The organism is Marmoricola sp. RAF53 (assembly GCF_052114005.1).
Taxonomy (GTDB): domain Bacteria; phylum Actinomycetota; class Actinomycetes; order Propionibacteriales; family Nocardioidaceae; genus Marmoricola.
On record NZ_JBFRDX010000007.1, the window covers coordinates 125,766 to 140,210 of the forward strand.

A 14,445-nucleotide genomic window follows, 5' to 3' on the forward strand; every position below is an offset into this window, starting at 1 on the left:
GTCAGTCCAGGTCTTCCTTGGTCTTCATCTCCTGGAACTTCGCGTTGGCGCGCTCGGCACGCTCCTGGACCGACTGCGCCAGCCGCTCCCGGTGGCCGGACAGGAACCTCAGGGAGAGCAGCGAGGAGGCGACGGCCGCGAGCACGAGAGCCCAGATCCAGACCGAGTCCCCCTCGCCGAAGATCGCGCGGGCGGCGACGCCGATGATCACCCAGCAGGTGATGAACAGGGTGATCCGGAGTGCGGTGTAGATCAGGAAGTGCTTCACATCGGCCAGGATATTCCCCCGCCCTCGCTACGCTGGTGGGGTGATCCGCTTCGTCGTGTACCTGCTGCTCCTCGCCGCCGTGCTGTACGGCGTGTTCTGGGCGATCGACCGCAGGAACTCGGGGGGATCCGCGGACCCGGCCCGTCCCCTCCCTCCCGGCCCCAAGGGACCGGACGACGACGAGGCCTTCCTCCGGGATCTCGAGCGCGAACGACGTCGCGGCACCCAGGACCCACCCCCTCCCAGCTCCCAGGAGACCCATGACCACCCTGAGTGACTTCAAGGCCAACACGCTGGACGGACAGGTCCAGGACCTCGGCGAGTACGAGGGGAAGGTCGTCCTCATCGTGAACACGGCGTCGCAGTGCGGTCTCACCCCGCAGTTCGCCGGGCTCGAGACCCTCTACGAGCAGTACGTCGAGCAGGGCCTGGTCGTGCTCGGCTTCCCGTGCAACCAGTTCGCGAAGCAGGACCCGGGTACCGCCGAGGAGATCGGCGACTTCTGCCAGAAGAACTACGGGGTCACCTTCCCGATGTTCGAGAAGATCGACGTCAACGGCGGCGACGCGCACCCGCTCTACCAGTGGCTCCGCTCCGAGAAGGGCGGCCTGATGGGCGACCGGATCAAGTGGAACTTCACCAAGTTCCTGCTCGGCCGCGACGGCAAGGTCGTCAAGCGCTACAGCCCGACCACGACGCCGGAGAAGATCGCCGCCGACATCGAGGCCGCACTCCAGGCCTAGTCGCCTCCCGGTCGTCGAGCCTGTCCTCCCTGGTCGTCGAGCACCCCGCAGGCGAGAGGTCAGGCGTAGCTGTGCTGGCTGCCGCTCCCGAAGAAGAAGTTGATCCCCACGAAGTTGAACCACAGCGTGGCGAGACCGATGAGGGCGACGATCGCGGCGGCGCGGCCCTTCCAGCCTGCCGTCGCGCGCGCGTGCAGGTAGGCGGCGTACACGACCCAGGTGATGAACGCCCAGACCTCCTTGGGGTCCCAGCCCCAGTAGCGGCCCCACGCCGCCTCGGCCCAGATCGGGCCGGTGATGAGGGCCGCGAAGGTCCACACCGGGAACCCGAACGCGGTCGTGCGGTAGGCGAACCGGTCCAGCTGGGGCAGCCCGGGGAGCCGGTCGAGGTAGCCGTCGCCGGTCGCCGGCATCCCGGCCTCCGCGCGCTTGCGGAGGTGCCGGTGCTTGACCAGGTACAGCGCCGAGGCCATCCCGCCGAGGGTGAAGGCGCCGGTCGCGGTGATCGCCGAGATCACGTGGATCACCAACCAGGGGGACTGGAGCGCGTCGCGGAGCTCGACGACCGGGTCGTAGAGCAGCAGCACGTCGGCCATCAGCACGACGACCGAGAACCCGGTCACGACCGGGGAGAGCCAGTCGAGCTCGAACTTCTTGTAGAGCAGCAGGTACCCGAGGACGACCATCATCGTGGCGGTCATCGTGAACTCGTACATGTTGCCCCACGGCACCCGCTCTGCGGCGAGGCCGCGGGCGAGGACGGCGACGACCTGCGCGCCGGCCCCGACGATCGTCAGCACCACCCCGATCCGGGCGAGCCGGGCCCGGCGCGGGTCCTCGGCGGCACGCACCGGCGGTGCGACGGTGATCGTGGTGGAGTCCTCCTCCGCGGCGACCGCTGAGGCCGTTGAGTCCGCGGCGGTCGCGACCACCTCGGCGGCCGCCGAGCGGCCCTTGGCCCACTCGGCGAGGTGCACCAGGAAGGCCGCGAAGTAGAACCCCGCGGCGATCACGATCGCCTGGTTGCTGAGGACCTCGTACTGATCGGTTGTCATGCCTTCTCCTCCAGCTGCTGGACCAGCGCGTCGAGCTCCCCGGCCAGGTCTCCCCCGGCCGAGCGATCGAGGCCGCCCACCTCCACGAGCGTACGGTCTCCGTCGCGGCGCGCGGTGACCCAGATCCGCCGGGGGCGGATGAAGAGCGACCCGAGCAGGCCGAGCAGGGCGAGCACGACGCCCGCGAGCGCCACCCAGCTGCCGGGGTTGTGGCTGACCTGCAGCTTCACGAAGCGGTCGACCCGGTCGAAGGTGATCGAGCCCATCCCGTCGGGCAGGTTCTTGGTCTGACCGAGGGCGAGGTCGACCCGGTACTGCTGGCCGTTCGCCTTCTCGACCGGCTTCAGGCCCTTCTTGTCGAGCGCGTAGACCGACTGCGGGACGCCGCTGTCGAGGCCCAGGTCGCCGGACCACACGTTCATCGACAGGGCCGGGTTCTGCGCGTCCGGGAACGCCGAGAACGGGCCGGTCCCCATCGTGAACGCGTACGTCGGGTAGAACTCGCCCTCGAAGCCGAGCTGGGCCTTGGCCGCCTCCGGCACCTTGATCACGCCGAGCGAGCGGAAGGTGCTGTCCTCGGGGAGGAAGACCACCGAGCCGGAGTAGGCGACGGTGCCGTCGGCGTCGCGGACGGTGACGTGCGGCGCGTAGCCGTGGCCGATCAGGTAGACCTTCGTGCCGTCGATCTTCAGCGGGTGGTTCACCGAGATCCGGGTCTGCTTCTCCGGCGAGGTCGGCGAGGCCTGGTAGTCGAGCCCCGCGGAGAACTTGTGCGCCATCCCGGCCTCGCGGCCCTCGCGGATGAACGTGACGTCGAAGTCCTTGACGGTGAAGAAGAACGGCTTGAGCCGGTCCGGCTGGAAGAGTCCGCCGGGGTCGAAGTCGTCGTACTGGGAGAGCGTGTTGCCGAAGCCGTCGCCGGCGACCACGATCACGCCGCCCTTGTAGCCGAGCAGCGAGCCGAACGCGAAGCCGACGAGCACGATCAGGACGGAGACGTGGAAGAGCAGGTTGCCGGCCTCGCGCAGGTAGCCCTTCTCGGCCGAGACCGAAGCGACCCCGGAACCCGTGTCGACGTCCTTGCGGTAGCCGCGCAACGCCCGTCCAGCCTCAGCCACCACGGCGCCAGGATCAGCGGAAGACTCGAACGCGCGGTGCTCCGGCAGCCGGGCCAGGTTCCGCGGGACCCGCGGCGGCCGCGCCCGCATCGCCTTCCAGTAGACGCGCAGGCGCGGCAGGATGCAGCCCACCAGCGAGATCATCAGCAGGATGTAGATCGCGGAGAACCAGGCCGAGTCGTAGACCGAGAACAGCCCGAGCTTCTCGTAGACCTTGGTCAGCTCCGGGTGCTGGGTCTGCCAGTTGGCGGTGCGGAGCGCGTCCACGCCCTGCTGCGGGATCACCGAGCCGGGCACGGCGCCGAGCGCGAGCAGGAAGAGCAGGATCAGCGCGGTCCGCATCGAGGTGAGCTGGCGCCAGGTCCAGCGCAGCAGCTCCAGGGGGGCGAGCGGCGCCGGGCCGGGGTCGGGCCGCGGGTCCTCGCCGTACGCCGGCGTGCCCTCGGCCGGGCTGCCGGCGGCGTCCTCGGTCCCGGTCGTCATACGGTCGCCTCGTAGCCCGTGATCCAGCCGCGCATGTCGGAGATCAGCGCGTCCCACTGGCCGGTGACCATGAGCAGGCCGACCGCGATCAGCATGATGCCGCCGAGCCGGGTGACCCACTGCTGGTGCCGCCGGACCCAGGCGATGCCGCCGAGCATCCGCCGGTAGGCGAGTGCCGCGACGATGAACGGGAGCCCGAGGCCGAGGCAGTACATCAGGCTGAGGAAGGCGCCGCGGCCGGCGCTGGCCTCCTGGGTCGCCAGCGACAGGATCGCGCCGAGGGTCGGGCCGATGCAGGGCGTCCAGCCGAGGCCGAAGAGGACCCCGAGCAGCGGCGCCGCGGCCAGCCCGACGGCCGGCACCCGGTGGAAGCGCCAGTCGCGCTGCATCCACGGGACGGCGCCGAGGAAGGCGATGCCGAGCAGGATGGTGACGCAGCCGAGGACGATCGTGACGGAGTCCTGGTACTCCCACAACCACTCGCCGACCGCCCCGAACAGGGCGCCGTAGGAGACGAAGACGAAGGAGAAGCCGGCGACGAAGAGCAGCGACCCGGCCAGCATCCGGCCGCGCTTCGCCGACTCGAGGTCCGCGCCGGACAGACCGGTCGTGTACGAGAGGTAGCCCGGCAGCAGCGGCACCACGCACGGGCTGAAGAACGACACCAGGCCGGCGACGAGGGCGACCGGGACGGCGAGCAGCAGCGACCCGGTGAGGGCGGTGTCGCGGAACCAGTCGCCGGCGTCGAGCGGGAGGACGGCCAGGGTCATGAGCCGGTCCCGGTGCCGCTGTCCTTGACCACGTCGCTGACGAGGTCGACGAGTGTCTGCGCGCTCGGCACCTCACCGAGGATGCTGGCGGCCACCCGGCCCTGGGCGTCGATGACCACCGTGCTCGGGATGGCGTTCGGGGTCAGGGTGCCGTGGAAGGCGAGCAGGCTGCGGCCGCCCGGGTCGAAGATCGACGGGTACGGCACCTTCCGCTTCTTCTGGAAGGAGAGCGCGTTGTCGCGGCTGTTGTCCCGGGTGTTGATCCCGAGGAACACGACGCCCTGCGGCGCGAGCTCGTTCGCGGCCTTCGCGAGGTCGTCGGCCTCGGCGCGGCACGGCGGGCACCAGGAGCCCCAGACGTTCACGACCACGACCTTGCCGGCGTAGTCGGAGGCGAGGTCGACCTTCGCGCCCTCGAGCGTCTCGCCGGTGACCGCGCCGGGTGTCTTCCGGTCGGCGACCGCGAGCCGGGTGATCACGCCGTTGCCGTCGACGTACCCGCTGCCGCCGTTGCTGCCGACGTCGCTGCCGCAGCCGGCGGCGAGCGCACCGGTCGCCACGAGGGCGGCCAGGAACGCGGCGGTACGACGTCGGGTGCTCACGCGGGTCAGCCGTCGTTGCCGGGGGTGGTGTCCTCGGCAGGGTGGGCGCCGGGGTGCGACCCGGGCTGGGCGGGGAGGTCGTTGGGCTCGGTGAACCCGGTGCCGGAGGAGAACGCCGCGCGGCGCTCCGCCTCGGGGATCATGTCGCCGGCCGGCTCGGAGTAGCCGACCGCGGTCAGCTCGGTGCCGTCGAAGGTGAACGAGGTCAGGCTGCAGAGCGTGCACTGGCGGCGACGCGGGTCGTGCAGGAAGCGGCGCTTCTCGGCGTGCAGCCGGCAGATCCAGATCGGCAGCTGGTGGGAGACGATGAGCGCCTCGTGGCCGTCGGCCGCGTCCCGGGCGTCCTCCACCGCGGCCCACATCCGGGCGGCGACCTGGTGGTACGGCTCGCCCCAGGACGGCTTGAACGGGTTCCAGAGGTGCTTCCAGGTCGACGGCCGCCGGAGCACGCCGTCGCCGACGGAGAACGGCTTGCCCTCGAAGACGTTCTCGGACTCGATGACGCGCTCGTCGGTGACGATCTCGACGCCGCGGACCTTCGCCAGCGGGCCGGCCGTCTGCTGGGCACGCTCGAGCGGGGAGGCGACGACGTGGGTGATGTCCCGGTCGCCGATCCGCTCGGCGACCCGCTCGGCCATCGCCGTGCCGCGGTCGGACAGCACGAAGCCCGGGGCGCGGCCGTAGAGGATGCCCTCGGGGTTGAAGACCTCGCCGTGGCGCAGCAGGTGGACGGTCGTCGTGGTGCTCATCGGTTCCCCTCGGAGGTGGCGGCAGCGGCGGTGGCCGCGGCGGGCAGGGCGTCCAGCACGTGCTGGACAACGCGGTCGTCGTGGGCGGACGAGCAGAACCACGCCTCGAACGCGCTCGGTGGCAGGTAGACGCCCTGGTCGAGCATCGCGTGGAAGAACGCCCCGAACGCGGCCACGTCCTGGGTCTGCGCGGTCGCGTAGTCGCGGACCTCAGGCAGGTCGCCGAAGAAGATCGAGAACATGTTGCCGTTGCTCTGCAGCCGGTACGGCGCCCCGGCGGCGGTGAGCGCCTCGCCGGCGGCCCGCGAGATCGTCGCGGCGACTTCGTCGACGCGGGCGTAGACGGCGTCGTCGGCCAGCCGCAGCGTGGCCAGGCCGGCCGCCGTGGCGACCGGGTTCCCCGAGAGCGTCCCGGCCTGGTAGACCGGGCCCTCCGGGGACAGCATCGCCATCACGTCGGCGCGACCGCCGAAGGCCGCGGCCGGGAAGCCGCCGCCCATCACCTTGCCGAACGTCATCAGGTCCGGCGTCCAGCCCTCGACCGCGCCGTCGGTGCCCCACTGGCCGCTGCGCGAGACCCGGAAGCCGGTCATCACCTCGTCGGAGACGAAGAGCGCGCCGTGCCGCCGGCAGGTCTCGGCGAGGAACGCGTTGAAGCCGGGCTCGGGCGGGACGACGCCCATGTTGCCCGGGGATGCCTCGGTGATGAGGCAGGCGATCGCGTCGCCGTGCTCGGCGAACGCGGCCTCGACGGCGGCCCGGTCGTTGAAGGGCAGCACGATCGTCTGCGCGGCGGCGGAGGCGGGCACGCCCGGCGTGCTGCTGACGCCCAGGGAGGTGCCCAGGGAAGTGCCCAGGGTGGCCAGGCCCGAGCCGGCGCTGGCGAGCAGCGAGTCGACGTGACCGTGGTAGCAGCCGGCGAACTTCACCACCAGGTCGCGGCCGGTGAAGCCGCGGGCCAGCCGGATCGCCGACATGGTCGCCTCGGTGCCCGAGCTGACCAACCGGACCTTGTCGATCGGGGTGCGCGCGACGATCTCCTCGGCCAGCTCGACCTCGGTCGTCGTCGGCGTCCCGTACGACGTCCCGCGGGCGATCGCCGCCTGGACCGCGTCGATGACCTCGGGGTGCGCGTGCCCGAGCAGCATCGGCCCCCACGAGCAGACCAGGTCGACGTAGCGGTTGCCGTCGACGTCGCGCAGCCAGGCGCCGGCACCCGACTCCATGAACCGCGGGGTCCCGCCGACCGCGGCGAACGCACGGACCGGGGAGTTCACGCCTCCCGGGATGACCGTGCGCGCGCGGTCGAACCACTGGGCGGAGCTGTCCGTCGAGAGTCCTGGCACCCCGGCATTCTCCCCGACCGACCCAGGCGGCGACGAATCGCCCCCCGCGCGCCTCCCGCCGTCCGCCCTGAAATTCGGCTAAAGACTTTTTCGGTTTTTCACGACATACTTTGGCGTCCGGTTCGTCTCATCGGTGCGATACCACCCGGTTCGGCCCCTCCCGCTGGCTTGTGGCGCGGTCCGAAATGGGTAGGCGTGACCCCTTCGGGGAATGATCGTTGTCACAGGTATCGCCCGATTTTTCGTAAACGGGCCGATATGAACTGGGAGACTCACCGCATGACCGCACTGTTGAAGAGCCGCAAGAGCAAGGCCGCCACCCTGGTGCCGCTGGCGCTGCTCTCCGCCGCCTGGACCGCCAGCCTCGCCAGCGCGAGCTCGACGGCCTCGGCCGCGCACAGCGACGGGTCCGACCTGCCCGACGGCAGCGCGGTGCCCAGCCAGGCCATCAAGGCCCCGGCGAGCGTGCCGATCCCGGGTGCGATCGCCCCGGCCGTCCCGGACGGCACCGCGGACGCGGTCGTCTCCGGCGCATCGGCCAGCGGCATCCCGGCCGCGGCCCTCTCCGCCTACCAGCGCGGCGCCCAGATCATCGACGCCGCCGACACCACCTGCAACGTTCCGTGGGAGCTCATCGCGGCGATCGGCCGGGTGGAGTCGAACCACGGCCAGTTCGGCGGCAACACCCTCGGCGCCGACGGCGTCAGCAAGCCGGGCGTCTTCGGCCCGCAGCTCAACGGCCAGAACGGCACCCAGGCGATCATGGACACCGACGGTGGCCAGCTCGACCAGGACCCGGTCTACGACCGCGCGGTCGGCCCGATGCAGTTCATCCCGTCGACCTGGTCCTCGGTCAAGGTCGACGCCGACGGCGACGGCCAGCGCAACCCGCAGGACATCGACGACGCGGCGCTCGCCTCCGGCGTGTACCTCTGCTCGGGCACCGACGACCTGTCGGCCCGCGCCGGCCAGGAGGCCGCGGTCTTCCGCTACAACCACAGCCGCCAGTACGTCGACCTGGTCCTGCGGATCATGGAGGCCTACAGCGCCGGCGACTACACCGCGATCCCGTCCGGCACCTACGGCGGCACCGTGTTCTCCCCGAGCTACGCCTCGACGATCGCCTCGCAGCACCAGAAGGCCGTCGCCCGTCCGAAGAAGGGCGCCCCGCAGTCGACCGGCTCCGGCTCGACCGGCAGCACCGGCGGCTCGACCCCGGGCACCGGCACCGAGACCGGTAGCGGCGGCACGCCGTCCGTCCCGGTCAAGCCCACCGACCCGGTCGGCAAGGCGCTGCAGGGCGTCGGCGAGACCGTCGGCGGCGTCGTCCAGGGCGTCACCCAGCCGGTCGCCGAGGTCCTCGGCACGCTGACCGAGGCGCTCGGCTTCTGCAACCAGCAGTTCGCCAGCATCCCGGACCCGCTCGGCCTGCTCGGCCCGGCCAAGGCCAAGTGCGCCGCGAAGGTCCAGGGCATGACCGAGCAGGACGCCGCCGCGGTCATCCCGAACACGCTGCAGACGATCCTCTCCTGGCTGGGTCTGGCGCCCGCCCCGAAGTGATCACGCGGTGATCCACCCCTGACGCAGCACGAAGGCCCCCGGCACGCCGGGGGCCTTCTGCGTCTCCGCGCTCGGGGATCAGCGCTGCAGCAGCGCCGCGGCCTCCAGGGCCCAGTAGGTGAGGACGATGTCCGCGCCGGCCCGGCGGATCGAGGTGAGCGTCTCCAGGATCGCCGGCTCCCGGTCGATCCAGCCGCGCTCCGCGGCCGCCTCGACCATCGCGTACTCCCCCGAGACGTTGTACGCCGCGACCGGGACGTCGACGGCCTGCCGGACCGCGCTGAGCACGTCCAGGTAGCCGAGCGCCGGCTTCACCATCACGATGTCCGCGCCCTCGGCGACGTCGATCTTCGCCTCGCGGACGCCCTCGATCCGGTTGCCCGGGTCCTGCTGGTAGGTCCGCCGGTCCCCGCTGAGCGAGGAGTCGACGGCCTCCCGGAACGGGCCGTAGAACGCCGACGCGTACTTCGCCGAGTAGGCCAGGATTCCGACGCCGGTGTGCTCCTCGGCGTCCAGCGCGTGCCGGATGCTGGCGACCTGGCCGTCCATCATGCCGCTGGGGCTGACCAGGTCGACGCCGGCCGCGGCCTGGGCGAGGGCCATCGCGTCGTACGCCTCCAGGGTGCGGTCGTTGTCGACGCGGCCGTCGCTGTCGAGGACCCCGCAGTGGCCGTGGTCGGTGAACTCGTCCAGGCACAGGTCCGACATCACGGTGAGCTGGTCGCCGACCTCGGCGACCACGTCGGTGATCGCCAGGTTGAGGATGCCGGCCGGGTCGACCGCACCGGACCCGAGCGCGTCCTTGTGCTCCGGGATCCCGAACAGCATCACGCCGCCCAGCCCGGCCGCGACCGCCTCCGCGGCGGTCTTCTTCAACGTCTCCCGGGTGTGCTGGACGACGCCCGGCATCGAGGAGATCGCCACCGGCTCGCCTGCGCCCTCACGGACGAAGATCGGCAGCACGAGCTGGCGCGGCGCGAGGTCGGTCTCGGCGACCAGCCTGCGCAGCGCCGGGGTCCGGCGGAGCCGGCGGGGTCGGACGTCGGGGAAGGCCATGGGCCGAGGCTACTCGGAGGACTACTTCGAGCCGGCCCGGCGGCGCCCCGCCGACTTCCGCTCGGAAGGCTTCGTCACCGGCTGGCCGGCCTCGACGAGCGAGGCGCGACGGGCGGCACCGAAGTCGGCGAGCGCGTCGGCGAGCTCCTCGGCGGACGGCGACGCGGCGAGGACGTCGACCCGCAGGCCGTGCTCCTCGGCGGTCTTCGCCGTCGCCGGACCGATCACCGCGATGATCGTCGAGGCGTGCGGCTTGCCGGCGATGCCGACCAGGTTGCGCACCGTCGAGGACGAGGTGAAGACGACCGCGTCGAACTTGCCCGACTTGATCGCCTCACGGGTCGGCGCCGGCGGCGGGGCCGCCCGCACGGTCCGGTAGGCCGTCACGTCGTCGACCTCCCAGCCGAGGTCGACCAGGCCGGCGACCAGGGTCTCGGTGGCGATGTCGGCACGCGGGAGGAAGACCCGGTTGATCGGGTCCAGCACCTCGTCGTAAGGCGGCCAGTCCTCGACCAGGCCGCGGGCGGACTGCTCGCCCGTGGGCAGCAGGTCGGCGCGCAGGCCCCAGTCCAGGAGCGAGGCGGCGGTCTTGTCGCCGACGGCGGCGATCTTCAGGCCGCTGAAGGCGCGGGCGTCGAGGCCGTACTCCTCGAACTTCTCCCGGACCGCGCGGACGGCGTTGACCGAGGTGAACGCGATCCACTCGTAGCGGCCCTCGACGAGGCCGCGGACGGCCTTGTCCATCTGCTGCGGGTTGCGGGGCGGCTCGACCGAGATGGTCGGCACCTCCTCCGGCTCGGCGCCGTACCCGCGCAGCCGCGAGGAGAGCGAGCCGGCCTGCTCCTTGGTGCGCGGCACCAGGACCCGCCAGCCGAACAGCGGCTTGTTCTCGAACCAGGACAGCTGGTCGCGCAGGTCGACGACCTGGCCGACGACGGTGACGGCGGGCGCCTCCATCTTCGCGGCGCGGGCGTCGGCGGCGACGTTCGCCAGCGTGGAGACCAGGGTGCGCTGGGTGGTGACGGTGCCGGTCCGGGTCATCGAGACCGGGGTCTGCGGGTCCTTGCCGGCCGCGACCAGGTCGCGGGCGATGTCGGCGATGCCGCCGACCGCGGAGAGCAGGACCAGGGTCGGCCGGTCGGCGTACTTGCTCCAGTCCAGGGACGCGCCGCTGCAGGAGAGCACCGTGATCTCGCGGTGGTTCTTGGTGGTCAGCGGGATGCCCGCGTACGCCGGCACGGCGTTGACCGCCGAGACGCCCGGGACCAGCTCGAAGCCGATGCCGGCCTTGGTGCAGGCCTGCGCCTCCTCCGGACCGGACGCGTAGAGGAACGGGTCACCGGCCATCAGCCGGACCACGCGACGGCCGGTCTTGGCCTGCTTGATGACCACCTTGGCGCGCGCGGCGTGGGTCAGCGGCTGGCCGTCCTCGCCGAAGCCGCCGTCCACGAACACCGGGCCGACCGGGGCCGCGGCGACGACCTCCGCGCCCTCGTCGGACTCGTCGGTCGCGCCGAGCGGCTCGGGCAGGCCCAGGACTCCGCGGACGAGGGTCTCGTGCTCGGGGAGCTCGGTCACGACGATCTCGGCCTCGCGGAGGAGCTCGACGGCGCGCACGGTGAGCAGGTCCGGGTCACCCGGTCCGGCGCCCACGAACGAGACCCAGAGGGTCTGCCGGCCGGTCTCGACGCTGGTGGTGCTGGAGGTCTTGGTCACTGTCGCCTTCTTGCTGCTTGCCACTACTGGGAAGAGGTCGTGCTGGTGCGGTGGGTGCCTGGGGTCAAGGCGCGCCCTCGGGCGGGTCGAGCAGCTCGTGCGCGCCGTCGGCGATCATCTCGGCGGCGAGCTTGCGGCCGACGCCGACGGGATCGCCGTACGCGCCGGACGCGGATCGCCGGACGGAAAGACCGCCGTCCAGCGAGCTGGCCACGGCGCGGATCCAGAGCTCGTCGCCGTGGTCGCCCTCGACCACCTCGGCGAGCGCGCCGACGGGGGCGGAGCAGCCGGCCTCGAGCTCGGCGAGCACCATCCGCTCGGCCTCGACGCAGGCGCGGGTGTGCGGGTCGTCCAGCGCACCGGCGATCAGCGCGACCAGGTCGGCGTCGTCGGAGCGGCACTCGACCGCGAGCGCGCCCTGGCCGGGAGCCGGCAGCACCTGGATCGGGTCGAGGACCTCGGTGACCTCGTCCAGGCGGCCGAGCCGGGTCAGGCCGGCGCGGGCAAGGACGACCGCGTCGAGCTCGCCCGAGCGCACCTTGCCGATCCGGGTGTCCACGTTGCCGCGGACGCCGACGAGCTCGATTCCCAGGCCGAGCGCCGCGATCTGGGCGACCCGGCGGGGCGACCCGGTGCCGACCTTGCTGCCGACCGGCAGCTCGCCGAGGGTGAGTCCGTCGCGGGCCACGACGACGTCGCGCGGGTCCTCGCGGCTGGGCACCGCGGCCAGCGCGATGCCGTCGGCGGGAGCGGTCGGGAGGTCCTTCAGCGAGTGCACCGCGAAGTCGACCTCGCCGCGCAGCAGCGCCTCGCGCAGGGCGCTGACGAAGACGCCGGTGCCGCCCAGGCTGGCCAAAGGCGCCGAGCTGACGTCGCCCTCGGTGGCGACCAGGACGAGCTCGACGGCACGGCCGGTCCGCTCGGTGAGGAGGTCGGCGATCATCCCGCTCTGGGTGCGGGCGAGCTCGGAGGCGCGGGTGCCCAGGCGCAACGGCTGCAGGGAAGTCATACGCCCTCCGCCCGGGTGACGGCGTCGACGGCCTCGGGGTCGAGCGCGAACAGCTCGGCGAGCGCCGCGGCGTAGGAGACCGCGCCGGTCTCGTTGGCGAGCTCCTTGACCCGGACCGTCGGCTGGTGCAGCAGCTTGTCGGCGACCCGGCGGACGGCCTGCTCGATCTCCGCGCGGGCCGCGTCGTCGAGGTCCGGCAGCCGGCCGGCGAGCCGTTGCAGCTCGGTCTCGACCACGCCGGTGGCCATCGTGCGGAGCGCGACCACGGTCGGCGTGACGCTGGCGGCGTGCCGGGCGGCGAGGAAGGCACTCAGCTCCTCGCCGACGATCCGGCGGACCCCGGCGACCTCGGCCCGCTCGCCGGCCAGCTCCAGCTCGGCGGCCAGCGTCGCCAGGTCGACCAGCAGGACGCCGGGTTCGGCGGCGACCGCGTGGTCGACGTCGCGCGGCAGGGCGAGGTCGACGATCGCCAGCGGACGGTCCGCGGTGCGGGCGGCACGCACGGTGTCCACGTCGATCATCAGAGCGGTGGAGTCGGTGCACGAGACGACCAGGTCGACCTCGGCGAGCTCGGCCGGGACGGCGTCGAGGCCGACCGCGCGGCCGCCGTACAGCTCGGCGAGGCGGCCGGCGCGGGCCGGGGTGCGGTTCGCGATCACGATCGACGCCGCACCCGCGCGCTGCAGCGCCGCGGTGGCCAGGCCGGCCATCGCCCCGGCGCCGATCACCATCGTCCTCAAGCCCGTGCTCCGCCCGAGGTGGGGCGTGGTCTGCTCCAGCGCGGCGGTCACCAGCGACGGGCCGGCGCGGTCGATGTCGGTCTCGGCGTGCGAGCGCTTGCCGACCCGGAGCGCCTGCTGGAAGAGCGAGTTCAGGGCGGGCCCGACGGTGCCGGTCTCCTGCCCGACGCGCAGCGCCTCCCGGGCCTGGCCGAGGATCTGGCTCTCGCCGACGACCATCGAGTCCAGGCCGGAGGCGACGTGGAAGAGGTGCGAGACGGCGCCGTCGTCGTAGTGCACGTAGAGGTGCGGGACCAGCCGGTCGAGCAGCTCCGGGCTGGCCGCGAGCAGCATCCGGGAGATCGCCTCGACGCTGCCGTGGAAGCGGTCGACCTCGGCGTAGACCTCGATCCGGTTGCACGTCGAGAGCACGGTCGCCTCGACGACGTGCTCGTTGTCGACGACCTCGCGGATCAGCTTGACGGTGCCCTCGGAGTCCCGGGCGACCTGCTCGAGGATCTCGACCGGGGCCGAGTTGTGGGACATCCCGATGACCAGCACACTCACGCGACCACCCCGTCCGCCGGTCCTTCGGCCGCCGCGGCGGCCGACTTGCGCTGCTCGTGGTACGCGAGGATCTGGAGCTCGCTGGAAAGGTCGACCATTCTCACGTCCACCTCATCGGGCACGGAGAGCACGGTCGGAGCGAAATTGAGCACCGACCTGATCCCGGCGGCGACCATGTGGTCGCAGACCGACTGGGCCGCGGCCGCCGGAGTGGCGATCACGCCGATGGCGACACCGTGCTCGTGCACGATCGTGGCCAGCTCGGTGAACGCCCGGATCTTCAGGCCGGCGACGAGCTCGCCCTGACGGCTCTCGTCGGCGTCCAGGAGCGCGACGGTGCGGAAGCCGCGCGAGCTGAAGCCGGAGTAGTTCGCGAGCGCGTGCCCGAGGTTGCCGATGCCGACGATCACGACCGGCCAGTCCTGGGTCAGGCCGATCTCGCGCGAGATCTGGTAGCGCAGGTACTCGACGTCGTACCCGACGCCGCGGGTGCCGTACGAACCGAGGTGGGAGAGGTCCTTGCGGAGCTTGGCGCTGTTGACGCCCGCCGCGGTGGCGAGCTCCTCGGACGAGCACGTCCGGGTGTCCGCCTCGAGCAGCGAATTCAGTGCCCGCAGGTACACCGGAAGGCGCGCGACGGTCGCCTCGGGGATACGCGTACTGCTCACGGTCAACTCTCCAGCG

15 protein-coding genes are annotated in these 14,445 nt (G+C 72.2%); 3 read left to right on the forward strand and 12 right to left on the reverse strand.

The genetic code is table 11. The annotated features are described in order from the left end of the window. Position 1: 1 nt before the first annotated feature. A complete protein-coding gene (locus AB4Y76_RS08340; RefSeq protein WP_441924066.1) occupies positions 2-268 on the reverse strand; it encodes a DUF4229 domain-containing protein in 267 nt (88 codons plus the stop codon). A 40-nt stretch (positions 269-308) separates the two neighbouring features. On the opposite strand from AB4Y76_RS08340, the gene AB4Y76_RS08345 reads away from it, so the two are divergent. Then, complete coding sequence (locus tag AB4Y76_RS08345; protein ID WP_441924068.1) at positions 309-545, forward strand: hypothetical protein; 237 nt, start codon at positions 309-311, stop codon at positions 543-545. Next, positions 529-1,011, forward strand: a complete 483-nt coding sequence (locus AB4Y76_RS08350) for a glutathione peroxidase (protein WP_441924070.1) — start codon at positions 529-531, stop codon at positions 1,009-1,011. Before AB4Y76_RS08345 ends, AB4Y76_RS08350 begins: the two co-directional genes overlap by 17 nt. A 59-nt stretch (positions 1,012-1,070) precedes the next feature. On the opposite strand, the gene ccsB is transcribed toward AB4Y76_RS08350, so the two are convergent. Genes ccsB through hemL form a run of 6 tightly spaced genes read right to left on the reverse strand, consistent with a single transcriptional unit; the run spans position 1,071 to position 7,134 of the window. Next, entirely contained in the window at positions 1,071-2,066 is a 996-nt protein-coding gene (gene ccsB, locus AB4Y76_RS08355) for a c-type cytochrome biogenesis protein CcsB (protein ID WP_441924072.1), read from the reverse strand. Then, positions 2,063-3,667, reverse strand: a complete 1,605-nt coding sequence (gene resB, locus AB4Y76_RS08360; protein ID WP_441924074.1) for a cytochrome c biogenesis protein ResB — start codon at positions 3,665-3,667, stop codon at positions 2,063-2,065. Before resB ends, ccsB begins: the two co-directional genes overlap by 4 nt. Next, positions 3,664-4,437: a cytochrome c biogenesis CcdA family protein gene (locus tag AB4Y76_RS08365; RefSeq protein ID WP_441924076.1), complete on the reverse strand. Its 774-nt coding sequence runs from the start codon at positions 4,435-4,437 to the stop codon at positions 3,664-3,666. Before AB4Y76_RS08365 ends, resB begins: the two co-directional genes overlap by 4 nt. Continuing rightward, on the reverse strand, positions 4,434-5,039 hold the full coding sequence (locus AB4Y76_RS08370) for a TlpA disulfide reductase family protein (RefSeq protein WP_441924078.1): 606 nt from the start codon (positions 5,037-5,039) through the stop codon (positions 4,434-4,436). Before AB4Y76_RS08370 ends, AB4Y76_RS08365 begins: the two co-directional genes overlap by 4 nt. A 5-nt stretch (positions 5,040-5,044) precedes the next feature. Further along, the gene (locus AB4Y76_RS08375; protein ID WP_441924080.1) at positions 5,045-5,788 is read right to left on the reverse strand and encodes a histidine phosphatase family protein; all 744 of its coding nucleotides are present in this window, start codon (positions 5,786-5,788) and stop codon (positions 5,045-5,047) included. After that, positions 5,785-7,134 carry a glutamate-1-semialdehyde 2,1-aminomutase gene (gene hemL / locus AB4Y76_RS08380; RefSeq protein ID WP_441924082.1) on the reverse strand — a complete coding sequence of 450 codons (1,350 nt, stop codon included), beginning with the start codon at positions 7,132-7,134 and terminating at the stop codon, positions 5,785-5,787. Before hemL ends, AB4Y76_RS08375 begins: the two co-directional genes overlap by 4 nt. A gap of 279 nt (positions 7,135-7,413) precedes the next feature. Between hemL and AB4Y76_RS08385 the strand changes: the two genes are divergently transcribed. Then, complete coding sequence (locus AB4Y76_RS08385; protein WP_441924084.1) at positions 7,414-8,694, forward strand: lytic transglycosylase domain-containing protein; 1,281 nt, start codon at positions 7,414-7,416, stop codon at positions 8,692-8,694. 78 nt (positions 8,695-8,772) lie between these two features. Here AB4Y76_RS08385 and hemB read toward each other — a convergent pair whose 3' ends face one another. The 5 genes from hemB to AB4Y76_RS08410 form a co-directional block, all read right to left on the reverse strand. Beyond that, on the reverse strand, positions 8,773-9,750 hold the full coding sequence (gene hemB / locus AB4Y76_RS08390) for a porphobilinogen synthase (protein ID WP_441924086.1): 978 nt from the start codon (positions 9,748-9,750) through the stop codon (positions 8,773-8,775). Between the two features lie 21 nt (positions 9,751-9,771). Further along, entirely contained in the window at positions 9,772-11,466 is a 1,695-nt protein-coding gene (locus AB4Y76_RS08395; protein ID WP_441924088.1) for a uroporphyrinogen-III synthase, read from the reverse strand. A gap of 64 nt (positions 11,467-11,530) precedes the next feature. Beyond that, positions 11,531-12,475 (reverse strand): hydroxymethylbilane synthase, encoded by a 945-nt coding sequence (gene hemC, locus AB4Y76_RS08400; RefSeq protein ID WP_441924090.1) that lies wholly within the window; start codon positions 12,473-12,475, stop codon positions 11,531-11,533. Continuing rightward, entirely contained in the window at positions 12,472-13,761 is a 1,290-nt protein-coding gene (locus tag AB4Y76_RS08405) for a glutamyl-tRNA reductase (RefSeq protein WP_441924092.1), read from the reverse strand. Before AB4Y76_RS08405 ends, hemC begins: the two co-directional genes overlap by 4 nt. After that, positions 13,758-14,429: a redox-sensing transcriptional repressor Rex gene (locus AB4Y76_RS08410; RefSeq protein ID WP_441924094.1), complete on the reverse strand. Its 672-nt coding sequence runs from the start codon at positions 14,427-14,429 to the stop codon at positions 13,758-13,760. Before AB4Y76_RS08410 ends, AB4Y76_RS08405 begins: the two co-directional genes overlap by 4 nt. Positions 14,430-14,445: the final 16 nt, after the last annotated feature.

Coding starts and splice junctions, on each gene's coding strand:
- AB4Y76_RS08350 (WP_441924070.1), top strand. CDS start 529: ATGACCACCCTGAGTGACTTCAAGGCCAACACGCTGGACGGACAGGTC.
- ccsB (WP_441924072.1), bottom strand. CDS start 2,066: ATGACAACCGATCAGTACGAGGTCCTCAGCAACCAGGCGATCGTGATC.
- resB (WP_441924074.1), bottom strand. CDS start 3,667: ATGACGACCGGGACCGAGGACGCCGCCGGCAGCCCGGCCGAGGGCACG.
- AB4Y76_RS08365 (WP_441924076.1), bottom strand. CDS start 4,437: ATGACCCTGGCCGTCCTCCCGCTCGACGCCGGCGACTGGTTCCGCGAC.
- AB4Y76_RS08375 (WP_441924080.1), bottom strand. CDS start 5,788: ATGAGCACCACGACGACCGTCCACCTGCTGCGCCACGGCGAGGTCTTC.
- AB4Y76_RS08385 (WP_441924084.1), top strand. CDS start 7,414: ATGACCGCACTGTTGAAGAGCCGCAAGAGCAAGGCCGCCACCCTGGTG.
- hemB (WP_441924086.1), bottom strand. CDS start 9,750: ATGGCCTTCCCCGACGTCCGACCCCGCCGGCTCCGCCGGACCCCGGCG.
- hemC (WP_441924090.1), bottom strand. CDS start 12,475: ATGACTTCCCTGCAGCCGTTGCGCCTGGGCACCCGCGCCTCCGAGCTC.